We start from the raw sequence: 24,282 nt of genomic DNA, 5'->3' as shown, positions 1-24,282 counted from the left end.
CGCACGGGTGTCCGTCAGCCGCGGTACGCCCGCAGGGGAGCATCGCCAATGGCTAACCCATGACGGGCGGCATTCGGATACCATCCGTGTCTTTATGGTAACAATCGATACCGCCCTGGAATCCTCCCCCGCCAGGGGGAGGTGGCAGGCGCAGCCTGACGGAAGGGGCGGCAAGGGTCCGAGAGGCTCCGTGTCCTCCCCCTCCGTCACCTTCGGTGACACCTCCCCTGGGCGGGGGAGGATCAGCTTTTCTTAGCGCATCAGGACGAGTTCTTCGGCCATGCTCGGGTGCAGCGCCACGGTGGCGTCGAAATCGGCCTTGGTCAGCCCGGCCTTCACTGCGATCGCCGCTGCCTGGAGGATCTCGGCGCAATCGGGGCCGATCATGTGCAGACCGACGACGCGGTCGGTTTCGGCATCGCACACCATCTTGTAGAGCGACCGCTCGTTGCGCCCCGCCAGCACGTTCTTCATCGGCCGGAAGTCCGACGAATAGACGCGGACCGAGCCCAAGGCGTTGCGCGCCTCGGCCTCGGTCATCCCGACGCCTGCGAGCGGCGGGTGGCTGAACACCGCGCTCGGCACGCAGGCATAGTCGACCGAAGTCGGCTTGTTGCCGTACAGCGTGTCCGCGAACGCCTGGCCCTCGCGGATCGCGATCGGGGTCAGCTGGATGCGGTTGGTGACGTCGCCGATCGCATAGATGCTCTCGCAGCTCGACCGGTTGTCGGCGTCGACGACGATCGCGCCGAGCGAATCGAGCTGCACGCCCGCGCTGTCGAGCCCCAGCCCGCGCGTGTTGGGCAGGCGCCCGGTCGCGAACATCACCGCATCGACCACCGCGGGCTCGTACCCGCCCATGCGGACGGTGAGGCAGCCGTCCTCGCCCTTGTCGATGCCCTGCAGCGCGGCGTTGAAGCGGAACTCGATCCCCTTGGTGATCGAGATCTGCAGCAGCCGGTCGACGATCTGGCGGTCATAGCCGCGCAGGATCTGGTCGGTGCGGTTCATCAGGATGACGTGCGCGCCGAGCTGGTGGAAGATCCCGGCGAACTCGTTGGCGATATAGCCACCGCCGAGGATCAGGATACGCTTGGGCACCGCGTCGAGGTGGAACGCCTCGTTCGAGGTGATGCCGTGTTCCGCGCCGGGGACGTCGGGGACCAGCGGATGCGCGCCGACCGCGATCAGGATGCGCTTCGCGGTCTTCTTCGTGCCGTCCGCCAGCGTGACCTCGTTCGGGCCGCTGACGACCGCGCGCGACAGGATGATCTCGACGCCGTTGTTGTTGAGCGTGTTGGTATAGGCGCCGTTGATCCGGTCGACCTCCTCCATCACGTTGTCGCGCAGCGTCGGCCAGCTGAACGCGCAGTCGTCGGGCACCTGCCAGCCGAAGCGCTTGGCGTCCTTCAGGTCCTCTGCGAAGTGCGCGCCGTAGACGAGCAGCTTCTTGGGCACGCAGCCGCGGATCACGCAGGTGCCGCCGACCCGGTATTCCTCGGCCACCGCGACCCGCGCACCGTGCGCCGCCGCGACCCGCGACGCACGCGTCCCGCCCGATCCTGCGCCGATGACGAAGAGGTCGTAGTCATACTGGGGGTCGGTCACAGGCGTTCCTCGTGCGGTATCCCGTGCCACTTGGGGCAGGGGGCCGACATGGACAAGGCCGGCGTCGCGATCACTGTGATCGAGTCAGCGCTGTCCGGCTCTCCGCATCGGCATCGCATCGATCGTCTCGGCCAGCGCCGCGGCGGGGAAGGGGCGGGGACTGCGCAGCTTCTCGCCGCCGTCCTTGCCGATCAGGATCGCGGTGAACCCGGCGGGGAGGCGGTATTTGCGCCGGACCGCGGTGGCGCTGTCAGCGGCGCCGGAGACGCGATCGCCGACGATCTCGACGATGGTGAGGTCGCGCGCGTCGCTTTCCTTGCGCCAGGCGGCCAGGATGCGGCGCTGTTCGGCGAGCTGGGGGTCGGTCGCGGTCTGCGCGACGATGAGCAGGATGCGCCGCTCCCACTTCATCTGGGCGATGGTGGCCTGGGCGAGCGCGGCGGCGAGGAGCAGGGACATGCGGGAGTAACGCGCGAGGCCTCTCCGTTCTCCCGCGCAGGCGGGAGTATCGCAGTCTCATCCTCCCCCGCCAGGGGGAGGTGGCGCGCGAAGCGTGACGGAGGGGGCGGCAACGATAACGCCGGTTCCGTGTCCACCCCCTCCGACGCCTTCGGCGCCACCTCCCCCTGGCGGGGGAGGATCGAAGGTTACCCGAAGGCGCGCTTGATCAAATCGTCGGTCGAGGGATCGAAGCTGCCGCCGCCCTTGGCCGCTTCCTTGGCCATTTCCTTGCCCAGCTCGACGCCGAACTGGTCGAACGAGTTGATCCCCAGCAGCACGCCGTTCACGAACACGCGGTGCTCGTAGAACGCGATCAGCGCCCCCAGCGTGCGCGCGTCGAGATCGTCGAGCAGCAGCGTCGACGACGGCCGGTCGCCCGAATAGCTGCGCGCCGGATCCTCGACCTGCTTGCCCGCCATCAGCGCCGCGCCCTGTGCGAACGCGTTGAGCAACAGCGCCTTGTGGTGATCCTCGGCGAGCGTGTCGCCCGCCTCGATCACCGCGATGAACTCGACGGGGACGAGGTGCGTACCCTGGTGGAGCAGCTGGAACACCGCATGCTGTGCATCGGTGCCGACGCCGCCCCAGGTGATCGCGGCGGTCGGGCGGCCGACGGGCTGGCCGTCCGCGGTCACCGCCTTGCCGTTCGATTCCATCTCGAGCTGCTGCAGATAGCTCGGCAGCAGCCGCAGCCGCTCGTCATAGGCGAACGGCGCGCGCGTCTCGGCGCCGCGGACCTGCGTGTAATAGAGGTCGGCGAACGCCGCGAGTGCGGGCGCGTTCTCGTGCAGCGCGGCGAGCCGGAAATGCCGGTCCATCTCGGCCGCACCCTCAAGCAGCTCCTCGAACTTGTCCCAGCCGAGCCCGATCGCCGCGGGAAAGCCGATCGTCGACCATAGCGAGTAGCGGCCGCCGACGCTCTCGGCGAACGGCAGGATGCGCGTCTCGTCGACGCCCCAGTCCATCGCCTTTTGCGGCGCGGCGGTCAGCGCGATCACGCGGCCGTACGGATCCTCGACATTGTGCTCGGTCATCCATTGCAGGACCGACTCGGCGTTCATCATCGTCTCGGTGGTGGTGAAGGTCTTCGACGCGATCACCAGCAAGGTCGCGGCCGGGTCGAACCGCTCGAACACGTCCTCCAGCGCGACGCCGTCGACGTTCGAGACGATCGCGACGTCGTAGCGCTTGTCCTCGCGCCCCAGCGCATCGACCAGCAGATGCGGGCCCAGCGCCGACCCGCCGATGCCGACGTGGAGGATATGCCGCACCGGCCCCAGCGCCTCGGCCTCGATCGCGTCGATCAGCGCGCGCATCCGCGCGTGGCTCGCCGCCGCGATCGCGACGCTTTCGGGCTTGCCCTCGCCGCGCTCGGCGGTGTGCTCGACCGCGCGGCCCTCGGTCACGTTGACGACCGCGCCGGCGAACAGCGCCTCGCGCTTGCCGGCCAGGTCCTGCGCCTTGGCGAGCTCGGCGAACGCAGCGATCGCATCCCTGGTCAGGTGCGTCTTCGACCAGTCGAAATGGATCCCCGACACGTCCAGGCTGAGCGTCGCGAGCCGGTCCGGATCGCCCGCGAACAGCTCGGTCAGCTTGGACGAGGGCAGCGCTTCGATTTTCGACCAGTCGGCCATGGGAGTCTCCGTATGCTTGTCGGAACGACGATACGCGCCGTGCCTACCAATCGATCCTCCGATCCGCCAGCTTGACGACACGCACGCCCCCACGCAAACCGCGCGACATGGCAAAATCCCCGAAACCCGTCCGGTCCGAGACCAGCGAGACGTTCCGTTTCCTGCTCAAGCTGGCGCTCGTCGTGCTCATCGTGCGCAGCTTCCTGTTCGCGCCGTTCAGCATCCCCAGCGAGTCGATGCTGCCGCGGCTGTTCATCGGCGACTATCTGTTCGTGACGAAGTGGAACTACGGCTATTCGCGCTGGTCGCTGCCCTGGGGCGTGCCGCTGATCCCCGGACGGATCATGGGCCGCATCCCGACGCGCGGCGACGTCGTCGTCTTCCGCGCCCCCGAAGTGCTCGACCACGACGTGATCAAGCGCGTGATCGGCCTGCCCGGCGAGACGATCCAGATGCGCGCGGGCCAGGTGATCCTCAACGGCGTGGCCGTCCCCAAGCAGCGGATCGCCGACTTCACGCTGCCGCTCACCGGCAATTTCGACGCCGAGAGATGCGGCGCGACCTTCCAGGACGTCGACGCGGCGGGCGTCCCGATCTGCCGCTATCCGCGGTTCCGCGAGACCTTGCCCGGGGGCCGCAGCTACGAAGTGCTCGACCAGGGCCAGATGGCCGACCGCGACGATACCGGGGCCTATACCGTCCCCGCCGGCCATGTCTTCGTGATGGGCGATAACCGCGACGACAGCGGCGACAGCCGGTTCCCCGCGCCGCAGGGCATGGGCTATGTCCCGCTGGAGAATGTCGAGGGCAAGGCGGTGGTGTCGTTCTTCTCGACCAACGGCAACGCGTCCTGGGCACCCTGGACCTGGTTCAGCGCGGCGCGGTGGCAGAGGATCGGGGAAGGGTTTTGAGCGATCTCGCGCACTGGCTGACCGAGACGTTCGGACGCCGCCCCGCCGACCTCGCCCCCTATGAGCGCGCGCTGACGCATGGCAGCCAGGCCGCGGCGAACTACGAACGGCTGGAGTTCCTCGGCGACCGCGTGCTCGGCCTGATCGTCGCCGAATGGCTGTACGAGACGTTCGCGGGCGACGCGGAAGGCCAGCTGTCGAAGCGGTTCAACGCGCTCGTCACCGGTGCCGTCTGCGCCGACGTCGCGCGCGAGCTCGGCGTGCGCGATCATCTCAAGCTCGGCAAGCAGGCGCGCGACGACGGCGCGTCCGACAGCGACAACGTGCTCGGCGACGTGATGGAGGCGCTGATCGGCGCCTGGTACCGCGAGGCGGGGCTCGACGCGGCGCGCATGTTCGTGCGGCAGGCCTGGGGCGACCGCGTCAAGGCAGGCGCCAAGGCGCCGCAGCATCCCAAGTCGCAACTCCAGGAATGGGCCGCCGCGCACAACCGCAAGCCGCCCGAATACCGCATCGTCGAGCGCACCGGCCCCGGCCACGCGCCGCGCTTCACCATCGCGGTGTCGGTCGGAAAACTGGCGGAAGCGACCGCCGAGGGCACGAGCAAGCAGGAAGCCGAGACCGCCGCGGCGAAGGCGCTCTTGGAAAAGCTCGGCTAATACGTCATGCCGGACTCGTTCCGGCATCCATCCATCCGCATATTCGATGGGTTAGAGTGTGCGGAACGATGGACCCCGGAACAAGTCCGGGGTGACGGAGCATGATTTGACTGATCCCATTATCCCTACCGACGCAGCGACCTCGACCGCGGCCCTCCAGCATTGCGGTCTCGTCGCCGTCGTCGGCGCGCCCAACGCCGGCAAGTCGACGCTCGTCAACGCGCTCGTCGGGCAGAAGGTGGCGATCGTCAGCCCCAAGGCGCAGACCACGCGCACCAAGCTGATGGGCGTCGCGATCGAGGGCGATGCGCAGATCCTGCTCGTCGACACGCCCGGCATCTTCGAACCCAAGCGCCGCTTCGACCGCGCGATGGTCGCCGCCGCCTGGGGCGGCGCGGAGGGCTCGGACATCATCGCGCTGGTGGTCGATGCGAAGGGCGGGATCGGCGGCAAGGTCACGACGATCGTCGAATCGCTGATCGGCCGCACCGAGCCGATCTGGCTGATCCTCAACAAGGTCGATCTCGCCGACAAGACCAAGCTGCTGATCCACGCCGAGAAGCTGAACGCGCTGCTGCCGTTCGCCGAGACCTTCTTCATCAGCGCCGGGACCGGCGACGGCGTCGCGCACTTCAAGGCGGCACTAGCCAAGGCCATGCCTGAGGGGCCGTGGCATTTCCCCGAGGACCAGGTCTCCGACGCCACCGAACGCGCGCTCGCGTCCGAAGTGACGCGCGAGCAGCTCTATCTGCAGCTCCACGCCGAGCTTCCCTACGCCAGCACGATCGACACCGAGCAATATATCGAGCGCCAGGACGGCAGCCTCGAGATCCACCAGCAGATCCTGGTCGAACGCCCGACGCAGCGCGCGATCGTGCTCGGCAAGGGCGGCCAGCGGATCAAGGAAATCGGCGCGCGCGCACGGATCGAGCTCGCCAGCATCACGGGCAAGCCGGTGCATCTCTACCTGCACGTCAAGGTCAAGCCAGGCTGGGACGAGGACCGCGAAGTCTACCGCGACATCGGCCTCGACTGGGTAGAATAACCCTTCATCCTCCCCTGTAAGGGGAGGTGGCAGCCCGCAGGGCTGACGGAGGGGTGACCCGCTATCGATAGGGCGACACCCCTCCGTCTGGCTTCGCCAGCCACCTCCCCTTACAGGGGAGGATCAGTTTTGCGCGAGGATTTCCTCCACCCACGCCGGCACCAGATTCCCCGCCGCCCCGATCCGCGTCTCCTCGAAATGGACGCTCCCCATCGACGGGTCGAGGTTCATCTCGAGCGTCCGCGCGCCGTGCCAGCCGGCGGTCTGCACGAACCCGGCGGCAGGATATACCGCGCCCGACGTCCCGATCGACACGAACAGGTCGCACGTCGCCAGCGCCGCCTCGATCCGCTCCATCTGGAACGGCATCTCGCCGAAGAAGACGATGTCGGGCCTGAGCGCCGGCGCCCTGCACGCGCCGCACACCGACCCCGGCGGCAGGCTCGCCACCCATGCTTCGCGCGTACCGCACGCCGCGCACAAGGCCGACAGCAACTCGCCGTGCATGTGCAGCACCCGCTGCGCGCCGGCACGATCGTGCAGGTCGTCGACATTCTGCGTCACGATCAGCAGCTCGCCCGACCACGCCTCATCCAGCCGCGCGAGCGCCCGGTGCGCGGCATTCGGCTCGACCTCGCGCAGCGCCGCGCGGCGTAGATCGTAGAAGCGGTGCACCAGTACCGGATCATACGCCAACGCCTCGGGCGTACAGACGTCCTCGACCCGGTGTCCTTCCAACAGACCGCCCGGCCCGCGGAACGTCGCGATGCCGCTTTCGGCGGAAATGCCGGCGCCGGTCAGGATCACGATGTTCCGAATTTCGGTCACGCTCATCGGCCCGGCCGGTAGCGGCGTTCGAGATGGCCCTTCAGGTCTTCGGGGTAGAAATAGACCGGGCGCAACCGGCCCTCCGCATAGGCGTCGATCTGGTCCGCGAAATGCGGCGAGCGGACGTCGCCGCTCTGGCCGCCCGCCATCACCGCAATGGCCTTCACGCGCGGGCCGAACTCGACCACCGCGACGAAGCTGTTGCCGCTGGTGCCGTAATAGCGTTTCGTGCCGGGCCAGGGCTTGGCGCCGAACGACGCCAGGCTGCCCCATTGCGCGGAGGTGAAGGGCACTGCGGTCGACGGCTTGGCGTCGTCGAAATGCGGCGTGATCGCATCGTCGAGCCGCTGGAACCGGTTGATGGTTTTCCACGGCGTCCGCCAGCTGCCAAAGTCGCGCGTCAGCCGGTTGACCGCGGCGGCCAGCGCGGCGAGCTTTGCGTCCGCGCTGACCCGGGTCGCGATATAGTCGGGGACGTTCATCCGTTCCGCCTGCGCGAAACTGCCGACCTCGCGCCACAGCTGGTCGCCCCAGAACACGGCGAGGCTCGTCGCGGTCGAGTCGTATCCCCACCGGTGGTCCCACCCGCGAAGCAGCGCGATCGGCGCCTCGAGCGACTGCCGTCGCGGATCGCTGGCGGGCAGGGCGGTCCAGGCCGCGACCAGCCCGGGCAGCAGCGTCGCGAACGCGGGAAGGTACGGATCGAACGCGGCATCGCGCAGCGTCTCGGGGGTCCAGCCCGTCTTGCCCGTCAGCAGCAGGTCGGCATGCACGCCGCGCGCGTTGCCGCCGACCTGATCCATGTAGCGCGGATAGTCCGCCGCCTTGGGGCTGTCGGGCCCGGCCGCGCTCCACGGCCAGTCGTTGGTGTTGTGCGCCCATCCGGTCCGCGGGTTGAGCACGCTCGGCAGGCTCGGCAGCGTGTGGAGCCCGCGCCAGTCGGTCGCGGGATCGCTGCCGTCGACGGGACGCGTATAGTCGAACCGGTCGTCGCGGACCGGCATGAACTGCGGCATCAGGAACGCGATCTCGCCCTTCGCATCGGCGAACAGCGTGTCGTTCGACGAATTCGCCTGCCGCGCCGCGACCTGCATGTACCCGGCGAGATCGGTGGCCTTGGTCCGCAGATAGCTCTGCTCGAGCGCGGGGACGGGCTTCCACATCAGCGCGGTAGCGATCCAGCGACCGCCGGCCGTCGCGACGATGGGCCCGTGATGCGTGCGATAGGTCGTGAAGCGGCGCTCGCCCGTGGTGCCGTCGGCCTTGCGGTAGCGCAGCGTCACCGCGCGCGTCGTCACCGGACGGCGCGCGGTGCCGTAGCGATAGGTGTAGCCGCTGCTCCCTCGCGCGACGCGCTCGGCGAACTGGTCGACATTGTCGACGGTCGACGAGGTGTGCATCCAGCCGGCCTTGGCGTTGAAGCCCTGGTAGATGAAGAACTGCCCCCAGGTGCTCGCACCATAGGCGTCGAGGCCCTCGTCGCTGGTCATCTGCGCCTCGGAACGGAAATAGAAGCTGGTGTGCGGGTTGATCAGCAGCAGCGCGCGGCCGTTAGTAGTCAGCTTTGGTGCGATCGCGATGCCGTTGGACCCGGACGGCTCGCGCGGGATCATGCCGATCTCGTCGGGCGTCGGCGGGGTCGGGCGGCCGTAGAAGGTCTTCAGGTCGCTGAGCGAAATCCGCTCGATGTCGCCGCCGATGCTGCCCTCGGTGAAGCTCAGCGCCATCCAGGGTTCGAAACGGTTGAGCACCCGCGGTTTCGTCTTGGGGTGGGTGGCGAGGTAATAGTTCAGTCCGTCCGCCCAGGCCTGCATCAGCGTCCGCAGCCAGTCGGGACTCGCGGCGTATTGCGCCTGCAGCTCTGACGGGTCGACGAACAGCCGCTGCCGCAGGTCCGCCCAGATCGCCTCCTCGCCGTCCGCCTCCGCGCTGCGGCCGAGAGCGGTCAGGTAATTGGCCTCGATGCGCGCGAAATCATCCTCCGCCTGCGCGTAGATCAGCCCGAAGACGGCGTCGGCGTCCGACCGCCCGCGGACATGCGGGATGCCCCAGCTGTCGCGCGTGATCGTGACACGCGCGGCCCGCGCCTGCCACCGCGCCATGTCGGGCGCGGGGGCGGCCGAGAGCGGGGTGGCCAGCAGGGCCAACAGGATCACCGGATTGCGCGCGCGCCGAAGGATCGTATGCATGGCGGCAGCGTAAGACGGGAAAAGGGGAAACGCCATGCGGGGTCTGGCGATGATGGCGGCGATCCTGCTCGGGACGGCGGCGGCGGTGCCGGCGGCCGAACCGGCTGCGCCCGTCTCCGTCCTGTTCAAGCCCGCGGGCGTGTTCGACGGCGTCGACGGCGTCGTGCATGTCGGCTGGCAGGTGCTGGTCACCGGCGACCGGATCGCGGCGGTCGGGCCCGACCTGCCGGTGCCGGCGGGGACGCGGGTCGTCGCGCTCGCGGGCGATACGCTGATGCCCGGCATGATCGAGGGGCACGGCCATCTGTTCCTCCATCCCTATGACGAGACCAGCTGGGACGATCAGGTGCTCCACGAGCCGCTCGCGCTGCGCACCGCGCGCGCGGTGGCGCAGGCGCGCGCGACCCTGCTCGCCGGGTTCACCAGCGAGCGCGATCTCGGGACCGAGGGCGCGGGCTATGCCGATGTCGGGCTGAAGGCGGCGATCGACCAGGGCATCGTGCCCGGACCGCGGCTGGCGGTCGCGACGCGCGCGATCGTCGCGCTCGGCGCCTACGGCCCCAAGGGGTTCGAGCCCGGCGTCGCGATCCCGCAGGGCGCCGAGGAGGTGTCGGGCGTTGAGCAGATGGTCGCCGCGGTCCGACGGCAGATCGCGGCGGGCGCCGACTGGATCAAGCTCTACGCCGATTATCGCTGGCGACCGGGCGAGGAGAGCCGCGCGACGCTGAGCCAGGACGAGATCGTGGCGGCGGTGACGGCGGCGCACGACGCCGGGCGGCCGGTCGCGGTCCATGCAGCGACCGCGGAGGGCATGCGCCGCGCGGTCGCTGCCGGGGTCGACACGATCGAGCACGGCTATGGCGGCACGCCCGAGATCTTCGCGCAGATGGCGGCAAGGCGGATCGCGCTGTGCCCGACGCTCGCCGCGTCGGATGCGACGTCGCGTTATCGCGGCTGGACCGGCAGCGAGCCCGCGCCGCCCGCGGTCGCGCTCAACCGCAAGAGCCTGGCGCTCGCGGTCCGTGCGGGCGTGCCGATCTGCATGGGCGGCGATGTCGGCGTGTTCGCGCACGGCGACAATGCGCGCGAGATGGACCTGCTGGTCGCGGCCGGCATGCGCCCCGCACAGGTGCTGGTTGCGGCGACCTCGGGCAACGCGCGCTGGATGCGTGTGTCGGACCGGGTCGGGGCGGTGAAGCCGGGGCTGCTCGCCGACCTCGTCGCGGTCGAGGGCGATCCCGTGGCCGACATCCGCGCGGTGCGCCGCGTCCGGCTGGTCGTGAAGGGCGGCGCGATCGTCGAGCGATAACCCCGTCCATCATCTAGCTATCGCGGCCCCGGAGGCTGCAAGCGGGCGACATCCATCCCGGGCTGATCCGCAAGCGTGCGATCCTGCCCGACGGGCTGCGCTGGATCTCGCGCGATCAGCCGCGCCGTCGGTAGCGTCGGCTATTCAACGAAAACAGGCACATCACCCCTTGACACCGGTGGACAGGCGGTCATGTATCGATGCCTGAATTGGCAAGATAGCCAAAGATCCGGGAGAGAATGTATGCGGGGTATTACCAGTCTGCGCAGCAGTGCGTCCGTCGGTGCGATGATCATGGGATCGTTGCTGTTGATGACACCGCTTACCGCTACGGCACAGGGGCAGAATGCGACGGGCGCCGGGACGCTGTCGCCGACCGAGGCGCGTCCCGCGACGGGCACGACCCCGCCCGACCAGGCCGCGACCGCGCCGCTCGGCACGTCGCCGGTCGAACAGGCCGCGACCGCCGGGGCAAGCGGCGAGGACGCCGACATCATCGTCACCGGGTTCCGCGCCAGCCTGGCCAGCGCGGTCGACCTGAAGCGCGAGTCGAGCCAGATCATCGACGCGATCACCGCGGAGGATATCGGCAACTTCCCAGACGCCAACCTGGCCGAATCGATCCAGCGCCTGCCCGGCATCTCGATCGACCGCGACAATGGCGAGGGGCGCAGCATCACCGTCCGCGGGCTCGGCGGCGACTTCCAGCAGGTCCGGCTGAACGGCGCCGACGCGCTCAGCATCACCGGCGGCGGCAACGACGCGTCGGGGGCCAACCGCTCGCGCGGGTTCGACTTCAACACCTTCGCGTCCGAACTGTTCGGCGGCGTCACGGTCACCAAGACCACCTCGGCCGCGAACGACGAAGGCTCGCTCGGCGCGATCATCGACCTGACGACGGGGCGTCCGCTCGCCTACAAGAAGGATCGCTACGCGCTGGGTCTCGAAGGCGAGTATCGCGAGAACGGCAAGACCGTGAACCCGCGCCTGACCGGCCTGGTGTCGAAGCACATCACCGACACGCTCGGGGTGCTCGGGTCGATCGCCTACCAGGACCAGAAGCAGCAGATCGATTCCTACCAGCGCAGCATCGGCGCGTTCGACTATGCCTATCGCAATTCGCAGCTGCAGGGCGTCACGCCCAACACCTTCGGCTTTGCGCGGCCGTCGACCGCGGGAACGGGCGCGACCTTCGGGTCGGATCCCGCCGCCTATGCGCTGATCACGCCGACCACGCTGATCCCCGCGCTGCCCTCGATCAACCGCCAGGACCTGCACTACAAGCGGCTCGGCGCGACCGGCACGATCCAGTGGAAGCCGACCTCGCATACCGAGCTGACCGTCGACGGCGTCTATTCGCGCTATCAGCAGGACCTGACGACCGCGGGCATCACGACGATCGGGCTCAACCGCAACGGCACCAACGCCAACGCCGCGCGCGGCGCGCTGGGCGCGGCGAACACCGCGGCCGGGCTGACCAACCGGCTCGCGCTCTACCCGAACTGCGTGCCCTCGGCGACGCTCGACTGCGGCCAGTCGCTCAACGGCGGCGGGCTCGTCGCCGGCACGCGCGCCAGCTACAATCCGAACAACCTCAACCCGTTCGACTATTATAATTCGACCGTGTCGCCGGGCTATATCGCCGACGCCAACCAGTCGGCCTTCTACACCCAGCTGATCGGCCGCCCGAACACGAAGATCCGCGCCGCCAACGTCAATTCGGCGGGGCAGGCGGACTATCTGGTGCTCGACGACGTCGACTGGCGAAGCTCGACGCAGCGCGTCGCGGGCAAGACCGAATTCTACCAGGGCACGGTCAATCTGCGCCAGGACCTGGGCGACACGCTGCGCTTCGACGGCACCGCGGGCTATTCGCGCTCGAAATACACCGGCGAGACCACGCTCGCCGAATTCAACGCGATCGACCAGGACAACTACACGTTCGACGAGCGCGGCAGTGGCAAGATGCCGGTGTTCAGCCCCGGCTTCGACGTCGCCAACCCGCAGAGCTGGTCGCTGGTGAAGGGGCTGTCGTCGATCCGCTACCTGACCGACGAGATCGTCAACACCTTCCGCGTCGCGCGCGGCAACCTGACGTGGAGCGTCAACGACGAGTTCAAGGTGCTCGCCGGGATGACCTACAAGCGTTTCAGCTATTCGAGCAACCAGGGCCGCCGCAACAGCGACATCGAGGCGATCAACCCGACCCTCGCCGAGGCGAGGCTGAACATCACCGATCTCGGCCAGACCCTGGGGTTCGGCAAGGGGCTCGACGTGTCCGCAGGCACGCCGACGAGCTTCTACGCGCCCGACATCGGCAAGTTCGTCAACCAGTTCGGCATCGACTGCAACTGCATCAACAAATGGGGCGACTTCCGTGCACAGGTCGATGCGCGGCAGGCGAACCGCGTGACCGAGAACGACCTGTCGGGCTATCTGCAGGTCGACTGGGACAGCACGCTCCTCGGGCTGCCGTTCCGCGGCAATGCGGGCACGCGCATCGCGAAGACGATCGTGCGCGGCACGGGGTCGGTCGGCGCCGCCGCCAACGGCGTCATCGGCACCACCGTCACCGCGCGCAACGAATATACCGACTTCCTGCCCGCGATGAACGCGACGCTGGAGTTCTTCCCCGACACGCTGCTGCGCTTTGCGACCGCGAAGGTCATCTCGCGCCCGCAGCTGGCCGCGCTGACGCCGGGGACGACGTCGTTCCCGACCGGGCTCAACGCGACGACCGCGCCGCAGATCACCGTCGGCAATCCGTATCTAAACCCCTATCGCGCGACCAACATCGACTGGGCGATCGAGCATTATTTCGGCCGCGGCGGGATCGTCTCGGTCGGCTTCTTCATCAAGAATCTCGAGAATTTCCCGCAGCAGATCGCCGGCGAATATCCGCTGCAGTCGATCTATGACGGGCCGACGCTGCAATCGATCCTCGCCGGGATCACCAGCCCGACCCTGCTCGCCTATACGCAGGCGGGCGGCACCTATGCGGTACGCCAGTTCAACGACGCGCCGGGCGGCAAGATCAAGGGCGTCGAGGTCAACGTCCAGTCGAACTTCAGCTTCCTGCCGGCCCCGCTCGACAATTTCGGCGTCACCGCGAACTACACGCACATCGCGTCGCGGCTGAACTACCTGACCAGCGCGCAGCTGGCGACGACGCGCACGCAGAGCGGCACTGCGGTCAACGCGTTCGCGCCGGGACCCTTCCTCAACACCTCGCCCGACGCGTTCAACGCGACCTTCTACTACGAGGACAAGAAGTTCTCCGCGCGGGTCTCGGGTGCGTATCGCAAGCAGTACGTCACGCGCTTCCCGCTGGCCGCGGGCACCTGCGCGGTCGGGCTGACCACGAACAACGGCGCGGTCTGCAACTCGCCGGTGATCTCCGACTTCGGCTACCGCGACAGCCAGCTCAACGTCGACGCGGCGATGGCCTATTCGGTCACCGACTTCGCCAAGCTGACGCTGGAGGGGCGCAACCTGACCAACGCGGCGACCTATTCGACCGAGTACCAGGCCAATCCGGTCGCGCAGAACTACCAGAGCACCGGCCGCGTCATCACCGCCGGCCTGCGGGTGGTGTTCTGATGATCGCGCTGCTGCTCGCCGCCGCGGCGGTGACTCAGCCGCTGGCGTTTCCGGGTGCGGAAGGGGCAGGGCGCACCGCGCTCGGCGGGCGCGGCGGCAAGGTCATGATCGTGACGACGCTCGCCGATCACGGCCCGGGCTCGCTGCGCGCGGCGGTCGAGGCGAAGGGGCCGCGTACCGTCGTGTTCGCGGTGGCGGGCACGATCCAGCTGGAAAAGCCGCTGCGGATCCGCGAACCGCGCATCACCATCGCGGGGCAGTCGGCACCCGGCGGCGGCATCACGCTGCGCGACCAGCCGCTCGAGGTCTCCGCCGACGACGTCGTCATCCGCTACATCCGCTCGCGGCTCGGCGACGAATCGAAGACCGAGAGCGACTCGATCTGGATCCTCGGCGGGCGGCGGATCATCCTCGACCATGTCTCGGCGAGCTGGTCGGTCGACGAGACGCTGTCGGCGTCGGCCAACTACACCAGGCCCGGCGAGGGGTATTACGACCTGACCGTGCAATGGTCGATCATCGCCAACTCGCTGACGCATTCGCTCCACGCCAAGGGCGAGCATGGTTACGGCAGCCTGATCCGCGGCGGTCGCGGGTCGCGGGTCAGCTTCCACCACAATCTCTGGGCGAACCACGAGGCACGGATGCCGCGGCCCGGCAATTACAGCGGGCCCGACGTCGATCCCGACGGCGCGTGGTTCGATTTCCGCTCGAACGTCTTCTACAATTGGGGCGGCGGAAGGTCGGGCTACAACGCCGACAAGGCGAGTCTCGCGCGCTACAATTTCGTCGACAACAGCTATGTCGCGGGGCCGCAGTCGAAGAAGCCGATCGCGTTCGACGAATCCAACAGCCTCGCCAGGGCGTATTTCGCCGGCAACAGCATGAACGGCGCGATCCCCGCCGATCCGTGGTCGCTGGTGACGGGCGTCCAGGCGCCCGGCTATCGGTTGACGGCTCCGGTCGAGATGCCGCCGGTCGCGGCCGATCCCGCCGCGTCGTCCTACGCGAAGGTGCTGGCAAAGGCGGGCGCCTCGCACGCACGCGACAGCGTCGACGCAGCGATCGTCGCCGGGGTGCGCGACCGCACCGGGCACCAGATCGACAGCCAGCGCGACATGGGTGGCTGGCCGGTCCTCGCCGCCGGCACCGCGCCGGTCGACAGCGACCATGACGGCATGCCCGACGCCTGGGAGCGCCGCCACGGGCTCGACCCCGCGCGCGACGACAGCGCGAGCGACGCGAACCGCGACGGCTATACCGCACTGGAGGAGTATCTGAAAGGTTTGGCGAGCGCGTAGCGCTCGCCAGATCGGTCGGTCTAGGCGCTTACCACCGGCGCATCGGTGCGGGCCGCGATGCCGTAGGCGGCCACGACGAACACCAGCGCGCCGATGATGTTGCCGAGCGTCACGAAGGCGAGGTTGTGGAGCACGCCGGGCAGCGCGATCGTCTCGCCCGGCGAGAACAGGCCCAGCGTCAGCGCGGTCATGTTGGCGACCGAATGCTCGAACCCGGCCGCGACGAAGGCGAGCAGGATCCACGCCATCACGATGCACTTGGCGGCATCGCCGGTGACGCGTGCGGAGGCCCAGATCGCCAGGCATACCAGCCAGTTGCACAGGATCGCGCGGCACAGCAGCGCCAGCCCGTCGACCTCGACCTTGTGGGCGGCATAGGCGTTGAACATCGTCGCGGCATTGGCGAATACCTGCCCGCCGCCACCCGCGATGAACAGCGCCGACAGCAGCAGCGCCCCGACCAGGTTGCCGACCCACACCACGACGATCAGCAGCGCGGCATCCGCCCAGCTGACCGTGCGCCGCATCAGCCCGAAGCCCAGATACATGACATAGCCGGTGAACAGTTCGCCCCCTGCGAACACCGTCAGCACCAGCCCGAGCCCGAAGGTCGACCCCATCACCAGCGGCCGGACGCCCGCGGGCAGGCCGGCGGCGGTGCTGATCGCGAGGATCATCGCGATGCCGATATAGGTCCCCGCCAGCATCGCGCCGACGAAGAAGCCGAGCGGCGAGCGCCGGATCGCGATCGCCTCCGCGGCGGCGCGATCGGCGAAGCCGGTAATGGTCGGTGCGTACATGGCGTCAGGCTTTCGCACGAAGGGACTGGCCGGCGACGCCCGCGCGCTCGACGACGAGCCCTGCGCCGCGGTTGGTCCCGGCGGCGTGGATCTGGACGGGGACCGACTTGTAGGATGGCGTGAAGCTCTGCGGATCATGGTCCTCGAGCGCGATCAGCGGCTGCGTCTCGGGATAATAGGACGCGCAGCAGCCATCGGGCAGCGCGTGCTCGACCAGCATCAGGCCCTGCACGATCCGGTCGTCGCGCTTGAAGTCGAGTGCGGTGGTGACGTCGATCACGTCGCCCTCCTCGAACCCCAGCCGCGCGATCTCCTTGCCGTTCATGAACAGCACGTCCCGCCTGCCGAACACGCCGCGATAGCGGTCGTCGAGCGCGTAGATCGTCGTGTTGTACTGGTCGTGCGAGCGCACCGTGGTGAGCCGCATGACGCTCGGATCGCGCGTGCTCTCGTCCTCCTCGAGATGCGGCGCGACCATGAAATTGGCCTTCTTGGTATCGGTCATCCACACGCGCTCGGCCGCCGAGTTGACCAGATGGAAGCCGCCGGGCTGCCGGACGCGCGCGTTGAAGTCCTTGAAGGCGGGGAACACCGCTTCGATCTTGTCGCGGATCAGGTCGTAATTGGCGACATAGCCGTCCCAGTCGATGCCGCCCTTGCCGCCCAGCGTCGCCTTGGCGATGCCCGCGACGATCCACGGCTCGGAGCGGACATTCTCGCCCGGCGGCATCAGGAACCCGCGCGAGGCGTGGACCATCGACATCGAATCCTCGACCGTCACCGACTGCGGACCGCTTTCCTGCAGGTCGCGCTCGGTGCGTCCGAGGCAGGGCAGGATGTAGGTCGCGCCCTTCGCCATCAGCAGCTGCGTGCGGTTCAGCTTGGTGGTGATGTGGACCGCGAGGTCCATGTTGCGGAAGCCTTCCGCGCACGCCTGCGGGTCGGACGCCGCGACCGCGAGGTTGCCGCCGAGGCAGACCACCGCCTTCGCCGTGCCGTCGCGCATCGCGGCGATGCTCTCGACCACCGAATGGCCGTGCTCGCGCGGCGGTTCGAATCCGAACACCTCCTTCATCTTGTCGAGCAGCACCGGCATCGGCCGCTCGGTGATGCCGACGGTGCGGTCGCCCTGCACGTTGCTGTGGCCGCGGAGCGGGCAGATGCCGGCACCGGGGCGGCCGATATTGCCGCGCAGCAGCAGCAGGTTCGCGATCTGCTGCACGTTGCTGGTGCCCGTGCGGTGCTGCGTGATGCCCATGCCGTAGCAGGCGATCGCCGCGGTCGACTGCGCATAGAGCCGCGCGACCTCTTCCAGGTCGCTCTGGCCGAGCCCGCTGGCTTGCACGATGTCGGCCCAGTCGCTGGCTTCCAGATCGGCGATCAGCGCGTCGAAGCCCGCGGTATGCTCGGCGATGAACGCGTGGTCGATGACCGGCGGCTCGCCCGCGGCGGCGGCGGCCTTGTCGAGCGCGAGCAGCGCCTTGCAGATGCCCTTGATCGCGGCCGCGTCGCCGCCGACCTTCACCTGCAGATAGTTGGTAGCGATCGGCGTCGCCGACAGCGTCGCCATCTCGACCACCGACTGCGGCGATTCGAAGCGTTCGAGCGAGCGTTCCTTGAACGGGTTGAACGCGATGATCTTGCCGCCGCGCCGCGCGACCTCGCGCAACGTCGCCATCATCCGCGGATGGTTGGTGCCCGGGTTGTGGCCGATCGAGAAGATCAGGTCGCACGAATCGAAATCCTCGAGGCTGACGGTGCCCTTGCCGATCCCGATCGACTTGGGGAGCCCGACCGAAGTCGCCTCGTGGCACATGTTCGAACAGTCGGGGAAGTTGTTGGTGCCATAGAGGCGTACGAACAGCTGCAGCAGGAATGCCGCCTCGTTCGAACACCGGCCCGAGGTGTAGAATTCGGCCTGATTCGGATCGTCGAGTTTCACAAGGCCCGCGCCGATCTCGGCCAGCGCCTCGTCCCAGCCGACGACCTCGTAATGATCGGTCGCCGCATTGTAGCGCAGCGGCTCGGTGACGCGGCCTTCGCCTTCCAGCCAATGGTCGGTCTTCGCCCACAGGTCCGACACCGAATGCTCGGCGAAGAACTCCGCGCCGATGCGCTTGGCGGTCGATTCCCACGCCACCGCCTTCGCGCCGTTCTCGCAGAACTCGAACGACGAGGTATGCTTGGGGTCCGGCCACGCGCAGCTCGGGCAGTCAAAGCCGTCGGGCTGGTTCGATTTCAGCAGCGTCTGCGCGCCGCGCTGGACGATCTGCTGCGCCTTGAGCGACACCGCCACCGCCTTCAGGGCACCCCAGCCGCCGGCCGGTCCGGTATAGTCCTTGATCCCCTCGGGACGTGGTTTACGCATACTCACTCTCCTGCAAGCGGACGATCGCGCGCCCGGGCATGCGGCGCTTCAAGGAGCACAGCGGGTATGGCGCAAGTGAATTCGTGCCCGGATCGGGCAACAGAATTTTTCGCCGCGGACCTTGAAACGCGGTCGCCGCGTATGATCGCCGCTGCCGATGAAAGCCCTGACAAGCCCGCCAGCGCGGCCTAGAGGAGCGCCACGAGGTGACGATGGTCGAGAATGCTGCACGCGAATGGGATGGCGCCGCCGTCCGCAAATGGCTGGACAGCCGGATCGCGGCTGCGCGGTCCGACCAGGTGCGCGCCGAGCGCGGCGGCTACGGCCACCACGACGATTGCGACAAGGCGGCCGCCGAGGAAATGGTGTGTTCGTCGGTCAAGAGCACCGACAGTGCCGACGCGGTCCTGAAGGACCTCAAGGCGCTGCTCGAGCGCGACGCGTTCATCTGGCGCGGGGTGTACGACGACACCCGGTTCGACCGCCACGTCCGCGCCTATATACGCAAGCTCACCAAGATGGCGAAGACCAATGACGGGTTCGCCAAGACCGCGCATTACCAGTAAGGCGGCGCGATGAAGGCTGTCCCTCCATTCCTATGACGCCGCCCGATCCGGATCTGCCCGCGCTCGGCTGGGACGCGCATTTCGCCGACCAGCTGTCGGCGACGGAAGCGACCTATCTGCGCCCCGTCCGCGTGATGTCGGTGCACCGCGGGCAGATCGCGGTCGCAGGCGAGGGATGGGACGGTACCGTGCCGTCGCACATCCAGGGCGCGCAGCCCGAGGACGATCATCCGACCGTCGGCGACTGGCTGCTGCTCGCCGGCGATCCGCCGCTGCCGGTCCGCGTGCTCGCGCGCAAGAACCTGTTCAAGCGGCGCGCGCCGGGCGACCCGCGGCGCGAACAGATGATCGCCGCGAACGTCGACACGGTGTTCCTCGTCGCGTCGTGCAACCAGGACTTCAGCGTCGCGCGGATCGAGCGCTATCTCGTGCTCGCGCGCGAAGTCGGCGTCCGCGCGGTCGTGATCCTCACCAAGGTCGACCTAACCGACACGCCCGAGACCTATGTCGCGGCAGCGCGTGCGATCGAGCCGGGGCTGGTGGTGCACAGCGTCAACGGCCGCGACCCCGCCGACGTGGCCTTTCTCGCCGACTATTGCGGACCGGGCCAGACCGTCGCGTTCCTTGGCTCGTCCGGCGTCGGCAAGTCGACTCTGGTCAACACGCTGCGCCGCTCCGACAGCATCGCCACCCAGCCGATCCGCGAGACCGACGGCACGGGGCGGCACACGACGACCGTGCGGCAGATGCATCGCCTCGATCAGGGCGGCTGGCTGCTCGACCTGCCCGGCATGCGCGAACTGCAGCTGTCCGAGGCGACCGCGGGAATCGCCGAGGTGTTCGACGATTTCGAGCGGGCGGCGCAGGACTGCAAATTCTCCAACTGCCTGCACGGTCGCGAGCCGGGCTGCGCCGTGCGCGCGGCGATCGAGACGGGGGCGCTGACCGCGGACCGCTTCGCCCGCTGGCGCACGCTGGAGGCCGGGGATAGCGCAGCGCCGACGCCCTCGACCAGGCGCCGCCGCCGCTAGCGCCGCCCACCCTGCACGCACCGACTTAAGTCTGTCATCGCGCCGACGCCGATCTGTCTTCGCCGCCCGCTAGGCGGACCCGGAGCAGGGTGGATTACGCAACATGATCAAGACTTTCAGGGCCGCATTGGCAGCGGGCGTCGCAGTGGGCGCGATGCTGGGTGGCGTCGCGCAGGCGCAGACGGTGCCCGCTACCGCGGCGGCCACGGCAGCCGCCGCCGATCCGACCGACGCGCCCGACATCGTCGTCACCGGCACGCGCGCCGGCGAACGCAAGGCGATCGAGGAGAAGCGCAGCGCCGACAATTTCGTCGAGGCGATCTTCGCCAACGATGTCGGGAAGCTGCCCGACCAGAACGTCGCCGAGGCGGTCCGCCGCATCCCCGGCCTGTCGGTCGCGAACGACCAGGGCGAGGGGCGCTACGTCATCGTCCGCGGGATCAACCCCGATCTCGTCAATGTCACGCTCAACGGCATGACGTTGCCGGCACCCGAGCCCGAGGGGCGCCAGGTCAAGCTCGACGACATCCCGTCGGCGCTGATCAACGCGGTGGTCGTCACCAAGTCGCTGACCGCGGACCAGGACGCCAACGCGATCGGCGGATCGGTCGATATCCGCACGCTGTCGGCGTTCGACCGCAACAAGCCCTATTTCGCCGATGCGCGCGCTGCCTATGGCTGGTCGAAGCTCAACGGCAAGCACCCCTATGAAGGCGACGTCCAGGTCGGCGGGCTGTTTGGCCCCGACGGCCAGTTCGGTGCGGTGCTGTCGGTCAATTATTCGAAGCGCCCGATCGAATCGGAGAATTTCCAGGGTTCGACCAATTATCGTGTAGCCACCGCGGCGAACGGCTTCGTCGTTCCCGACCAGTACGGCCTGCGCGACTACAACCTGACGCGGACGCGCAAAGGTGCCGTGCTCAACCTCGACTGGCGGCCGAGCGACACGACGAAGATCTTCCTGCGCGGCACCTATTCGGCGTTCGACGACAGCGAGACGCGCGATCAGTTCATCATCGACAACCAGTCGGCGTTCACCAACCAGACCGCGACCACCGGCACCTTCCGCGGTCGCGGTAGCGTGCGCGTCCGGCGCCGGCAGGAGGCCGACACCACCAAGTCGGTGCAGGGCGGCGGCGAGTTCGCGGTCGGCCCGGGCCAGCTCGCGATCAGCGGCGGCTATGCCCGCGCGCAGAAGCGCGATCCGCTGCGCTCGGAATACAACTTCCGCACCGGCGGGACCGCGCTGACCGTCAACTACGACGTGTCCGACGCGCCCTATGATTTCGTGCCCGGCACCACGCTCGCGCAGACCGCGTACACGCTGAACAGCGTCAACTACGACCGCCGCCTCGCGGTCGAGCGGCTGGCGCAGGGGCGGGTCGACTATACGATCCCGCTCGCGTTCGGCAGCGGCGGGTCGTCGGTCAAGATCGGCGGGAAATATCTCGACCGGCACAAGACCAACAACCGCGACTACCAGACCTATGGTCTGACCGCGGGGCGGACTTTCACGCTCGCCAACGTTTCGTATCTCGGCGACACCAGCTTCTACGGCGGCGACTACAGCTTCGGCCCGCGCATCGGCTACGACACCGCGGAGGCGTTCCTCGCCGCCAATCCGGGGACGGTCACGCTCAACGCGGCAGGCTCGGTCAACAACAGCCTCGCGAACGATTACGACGTCAAGGAACGCATCATCGCCGGCTATGCGATGGCGACGCTCAAGTTCGACCGGTTGACGCTCGTCCCCGGCGTACGAGTCGAGCATACCCGCGACCGCAGCCAGGCTAAGCTGATCACCGCGACGACCTCGGCCAGTTCGGGGTTCAACAGCTTCGGGTCGAAGCAATATACCGACGTCTTCCCGGGGCTGAACGCGCGCTACGACGTCGCCGACGACCTGGTGCTGCGCGCGGCGGTGACGACCGCGATCGGGCGTCCGAACTACGCGCAGCTCGCACCGTTCGTGTCGGTCGACACCACGACCAACCCGGTCTCGGTCGCGCAGGGCAATCCGGACCTCAAGCCGTACAAGGCGCTCAACTTCGACGGCGCGATCGAATATTATCTGCCGGGGCAGGGGCTGATCTCGGTCGGCGGCTTCTACAAGAGGCTCGACGACCCGATCTACCAGCAGGTCCTGCTCGGCCAGACCGGCAGCTTCGCGGGCCAGGCGCTGACCAACGCCAGCGTGTCGACCCCGCTCAATATCGACAAGGCCAAGGTCTACGGGATCGAGGTCAACCTGCAGACCCGCTTCACTTTCCTGCCGTCGCCGCTCGACGGCTTCGGGGTCAGCGCGAACTATACGCGGATCTGGGGCGACGGGAACGGCACCGTGCTCGGCGCCACGCCGCGGACCGGGGACATTCCGCTGTTCCTGCAGTCGAAGCATGTCGGCACCGCGCAGCTATTCTACGAGAAATACGGCTTCGCGGTGCGCGCGGCGTATTCGTACCGCTCGGCCTATCTCGACACGCTGGGCGCGACCGCGGCGCAGGACCAGTATACCGACCGCAACGGCCAGCTCGACGTCAATGCGAGCTATCAGGTGACGCCCGAATTGACCTTCTTCGCCAACGCGACGAACCTGACCGACGCACCGTGGCGCCGCTATATCGGCACCAAGGCGCAGCTGGTCGAGCGCGAACGCTACGACCTGTCGGTCCGCTGGGGGGCGCAGCTCCATTTCTAGGATGCAAGGAACCCCGATGCGCGCTCTTCTCAACGCCACCTGCGCGGCCCTGCTGCTCTCGGCCGGGACCGCGGCGACGGCGCAGGCGGGCCTGCGCGTCGAGCGCGTCGTGATGCTGATGCGCCACGGCGTCCGCCCGCCGACCAAGGCACCGCCGATGCCGGAGGGGACCGCCGCCGAGGCCTGGCCGAGCTGGCCGGTGAAGCCCGGCTATCTCACTCCGCACGGGGCCGAGGCGCTGCGCCGTCTCGCGGCGTCCGACCGGGCGGCGCTGGTTCGCGACCGCGTGCTGCCGGCCAAGGGCTGCGGCACGGTCCGGGTCGTCGCCGACAGCGACCAGCGCACGATCGCCACCGCCGAGGTCTGGACCGCGGCGCTGCTACCCGGTTGCAAACCCGTGATCGCGCACCGGCCGCAGGACGTCGCCGACCCGCTGTTCGCGCCGATCGGCGAGCGCGCGGTGGCGTTCGATCCGGCGGTGGCCCGCGCCGCGGTGCTGGCCGATGCGGGGGGCGGCGGCATCGCCGGGGAGGATCGCCGGTTGCAGCCGGTCATGCGCCGGCTCGACGCGATCCTGTGCGGTTCGGCAAAGACCGGCTGCGGCGTGACCGGCGAACCGTCGGGGCTCGCACCCGCGAAGTCCGACAGCCGGCCCAAGCTCAGCGGTGCGCTCGACAGCGCGTCGACCGTCGCGCAGATCCTGTTGCTGCAATATGCCGACGGCAAGGCGATGCGCGAGGTCGGCTGGGGCCGGGCGAGCGCGGCGGATATCGCCGCCGCGTCGGAGCTGCATGCGGTCGAGTTCCGCCTGCTCGCGCGGCCGCTCTACGTCGCGGCGCGCAACCTGTCGGGGCTGGGGCCGCTGATGCGCGAGGCGGTCGTCGATGCGCGGCCCGGCGCGCCGGCGCTCACGATGATCTCCGGCCACGATACCAATGTCGCGAGCCTCGCCGGGCTGCTCGACCTGCACTGGCGCGTCCCCGGCCTCGCCGCGGACGATCCCGCCCCGGGCGGCGCGATCATGGTCGATCGGCTCGTCGACCGTCAGGGCAGGCGCTACGTCCGCGCGGTGTACCGCGCGCAGACGCTGGAGCAGATCCGCATGCTCGGCACGGCGCGGCCCTATCGCCACGTCATGCCGATCGCGGGCTGCACCGCGCGCGGCGTCCGCGGGCTGTGCACGCTCGCGGCGTTCGACGCGCTGATGGCGAAGCGGCTGTCGCTCGACTAGCGC

At 68.6% G+C, this 24,282-nt stretch carries 17 protein-coding genes; 10 read left to right on the top strand and 7 right to left on the bottom strand.

The features are described 5' to 3' along the window. Nucleotides 1-252 precede the first annotated feature (252 nt). The 3 genes from gorA to pgi all read right to left on the bottom strand — a co-directional run bounded on the left by gorA (nucleotide 253) and on the right by pgi (nucleotide 3,743). On the bottom strand, nucleotides 253-1,608 hold the full coding sequence (gorA, locus tag FSB78_RS12335; RefSeq protein ID WP_147082923.1) for a glutathione-disulfide reductase: 1,356 nt from the start codon (nucleotides 1,606-1,608) through the stop codon (nucleotides 253-255). A gap of 84 nt (nucleotides 1,609-1,692) precedes the next feature. Continuing rightward, entirely contained in the window at nucleotides 1,693-2,067 is a 375-nt protein-coding gene (locus tag FSB78_RS12330; RefSeq protein ID WP_147082922.1) for a DUF4174 domain-containing protein, read from the bottom strand. 188 nt (nucleotides 2,068-2,255) lie between these two features. Further along, a complete protein-coding gene (pgi, locus tag FSB78_RS12325; RefSeq protein ID WP_147082921.1) occupies nucleotides 2,256-3,743 on the bottom strand; it encodes a glucose-6-phosphate isomerase in 1,488 nt (495 codons plus the stop codon). A 107-nt stretch (nucleotides 3,744-3,850) separates the two neighbouring features. On the opposite strand from pgi, the gene lepB reads away from it, so the two are divergent. The 3 genes from lepB (at nucleotide 3,851) to era (ending at nucleotide 6,358) form a co-directional block, all read left to right on the top strand. Next, complete coding sequence (gene lepB, locus FSB78_RS12320) at nucleotides 3,851-4,654, top strand: signal peptidase I (protein WP_147082920.1); 804 nt, start codon at nucleotides 3,851-3,853, stop codon at nucleotides 4,652-4,654. Then, the gene (gene rnc, locus FSB78_RS12315; protein ID WP_242008250.1) at nucleotides 4,651-5,313 is read left to right on the top strand and encodes a ribonuclease III; all 663 of its coding nucleotides are present in this window, start codon (nucleotides 4,651-4,653) and stop codon (nucleotides 5,311-5,313) included. Before lepB ends, rnc begins: the two co-directional genes overlap by 4 nt. 106 nt (nucleotides 5,314-5,419) lie before the next feature. Next, nucleotides 5,420-6,358, top strand: a complete 939-nt coding sequence (gene era, locus FSB78_RS12310; protein WP_242008248.1) for a GTPase Era — start codon at nucleotides 5,420-5,422, stop codon at nucleotides 6,356-6,358. Nucleotides 6,359-6,481: 123 nt separating this feature from the next. Here the strand turns inward: era and FSB78_RS12305 are convergent, their stop codons facing one another. Both FSB78_RS12305 and FSB78_RS12300 read right to left on the bottom strand, forming a co-directional pair. Beyond that, nucleotides 6,482-7,186 carry an NAD-dependent deacylase gene (locus tag FSB78_RS12305; protein WP_147082918.1) on the bottom strand — a complete coding sequence of 235 codons (705 nt, stop codon included), beginning with the start codon at nucleotides 7,184-7,186 and terminating at the stop codon, nucleotides 6,482-6,484. Nucleotides 7,187-7,188: 2 nt separating this feature from the next. Continuing rightward, complete coding sequence (locus tag FSB78_RS12300) at nucleotides 7,189-9,375, bottom strand: penicillin acylase family protein (protein ID WP_147082917.1); 2,187 nt, start codon at nucleotides 9,373-9,375, stop codon at nucleotides 7,189-7,191. A 34-nt stretch (nucleotides 9,376-9,409) separates the two neighbouring features. Here FSB78_RS12300 and FSB78_RS12295 point away from each other — a divergent pair, with 34 nt between their 5' ends. The 3 genes from FSB78_RS12295 (at nucleotide 9,410) to FSB78_RS12285 (ending at nucleotide 15,585) form a co-directional block, all read left to right on the top strand. Next, a complete protein-coding gene (locus FSB78_RS12295) occupies nucleotides 9,410-10,684 on the top strand; it encodes a metal-dependent hydrolase family protein (RefSeq protein ID WP_199743175.1) in 1,275 nt (424 codons plus the stop codon). A 312-nt stretch (nucleotides 10,685-10,996) separates the two neighbouring features. Next, on the top strand, nucleotides 10,997-14,284 hold the full coding sequence (locus FSB78_RS12290; protein WP_242008247.1) for a TonB-dependent receptor plug domain-containing protein: 3,288 nt from the start codon (nucleotides 10,997-10,999) through the stop codon (nucleotides 14,282-14,284). Further along, nucleotides 14,284-15,585: a pectate lyase gene (locus tag FSB78_RS12285; RefSeq protein WP_147082916.1), complete on the top strand. Its 1,302-nt coding sequence runs from the start codon at nucleotides 14,284-14,286 to the stop codon at nucleotides 15,583-15,585. The genes FSB78_RS12290 and FSB78_RS12285 overlap by 1 nt, the downstream gene beginning before the upstream one ends. Nucleotides 15,586-15,605: 20 nt before the next feature. Here the strand turns inward: FSB78_RS12285 and FSB78_RS12280 are convergent, their stop codons facing one another. Next, a complete protein-coding gene (locus FSB78_RS12280) occupies nucleotides 15,606-16,385 on the bottom strand; it encodes a formate/nitrite transporter family protein (RefSeq protein WP_147082915.1) in 780 nt (259 codons plus the stop codon). A 4-nt stretch (nucleotides 16,386-16,389) separates the two neighbouring features. Next, on the bottom strand, nucleotides 16,390-18,753 hold the full coding sequence (locus FSB78_RS12275) for an FdhF/YdeP family oxidoreductase (protein ID WP_147082914.1): 2,364 nt from the start codon (nucleotides 18,751-18,753) through the stop codon (nucleotides 16,390-16,392). Between the two features lie 212 nt (nucleotides 18,754-18,965). Here FSB78_RS12275 and FSB78_RS12270 point away from each other — a divergent pair, with 212 nt between their 5' ends. The 4 genes from FSB78_RS12270 to FSB78_RS12255 all read left to right on the top strand — a co-directional run bounded on the left by FSB78_RS12270 (nucleotide 18,966) and on the right by FSB78_RS12255 (nucleotide 24,279). Then, nucleotides 18,966-19,319: a hypothetical protein gene (locus tag FSB78_RS12270; RefSeq protein WP_147084167.1), complete on the top strand. Its 354-nt coding sequence runs from the start codon at nucleotides 18,966-18,968 to the stop codon at nucleotides 19,317-19,319. A gap of 32 nt (nucleotides 19,320-19,351) precedes the next feature. Beyond that, the gene (gene rsgA / locus FSB78_RS12265; protein WP_199743174.1) at nucleotides 19,352-20,350 is read left to right on the top strand and encodes a ribosome small subunit-dependent GTPase A; all 999 of its coding nucleotides are present in this window, start codon (nucleotides 19,352-19,354) and stop codon (nucleotides 20,348-20,350) included. A 103-nt stretch (nucleotides 20,351-20,453) separates the two neighbouring features. Continuing rightward, entirely contained in the window at nucleotides 20,454-23,048 is a 2,595-nt protein-coding gene (locus FSB78_RS12260) for a TonB-dependent receptor (protein WP_147082913.1), read from the top strand. A 16-nt stretch (nucleotides 23,049-23,064) separates the two neighbouring features. Beyond that, nucleotides 23,065-24,279 (top strand): histidine-type phosphatase, encoded by a 1,215-nt coding sequence (locus FSB78_RS12255; RefSeq protein ID WP_147082912.1) that lies wholly within the window; start codon nucleotides 23,065-23,067, stop codon nucleotides 24,277-24,279. Nucleotides 24,280-24,282: the final 3 nt, after the last annotated feature.

Origin of the sequence: Sphingomonas ginsenosidivorax, assembly GCF_007995065.1 — a bacterium.
In the GTDB taxonomy this organism is placed as follows: Bacteria; Pseudomonadota; Alphaproteobacteria; order Sphingomonadales; family Sphingomonadaceae; genus Sphingomonas; species Sphingomonas ginsenosidivorax.
This window is presented reverse-complemented; position numbering and strand designations above follow the sequence as displayed.

Bases quoted from the DNA above. Each gene is read 5' to 3' on its own strand.
- FSB78_RS12295 (WP_199743175.1), top strand. From the start codon at position 9,410: ATGCGGGGTCTGGCGATGATGGCGGCGATCCTGCTCGGGACGGCGGCG.
- rsgA (WP_199743174.1), top strand. From the start codon at position 19,352: ATGACGCCGCCCGATCCGGATCTGCCCGCGCTCGGCTGGGACGCGCAT.
- FSB78_RS12255 (WP_147082912.1), top strand. From the start codon at position 23,065: ATGCGCGCTCTTCTCAACGCCACCTGCGCGGCCCTGCTGCTCTCGGCC.
- FSB78_RS12330 (WP_147082922.1), bottom strand. From the start codon at position 2,067: ATGTCCCTGCTCCTCGCCGCCGCGCTCGCCCAGGCCACCATCGCCCAG.
- FSB78_RS12270 (WP_147084167.1), top strand. From the start codon at position 18,966: ATGGTCGAGAATGCTGCACGCGAATGGGATGGCGCCGCCGTCCGCAAA.
- FSB78_RS12260 (WP_147082913.1), top strand. From the start codon at position 20,454: ATGATCAAGACTTTCAGGGCCGCATTGGCAGCGGGCGTCGCAGTGGGC.
- lepB (WP_147082920.1), top strand. From the start codon at position 3,851: ATGGCAAAATCCCCGAAACCCGTCCGGTCCGAGACCAGCGAGACGTTC.
- FSB78_RS12280 (WP_147082915.1), bottom strand. From the start codon at position 16,385: ATGTACGCACCGACCATTACCGGCTTCGCCGATCGCGCCGCCGCGGAG.
- FSB78_RS12290 (WP_242008247.1), top strand. From the start codon at position 10,997: ATGACACCGCTTACCGCTACGGCACAGGGGCAGAATGCGACGGGCGCC.
- pgi (WP_147082921.1), bottom strand. From the start codon at position 3,743: ATGGCCGACTGGTCGAAAATCGAAGCGCTGCCCTCGTCCAAGCTGACC.
- FSB78_RS12285 (WP_147082916.1), top strand. From the start codon at position 14,284: ATGATCGCGCTGCTGCTCGCCGCCGCGGCGGTGACTCAGCCGCTGGCG.
- FSB78_RS12300 (WP_147082917.1), bottom strand. From the start codon at position 9,375: ATGCATACGATCCTTCGGCGCGCGCGCAATCCGGTGATCCTGTTGGCC.
- FSB78_RS12275 (WP_147082914.1), bottom strand. From the start codon at position 18,753: ATGCGTAAACCACGTCCCGAGGGGATCAAGGACTATACCGGACCGGCC.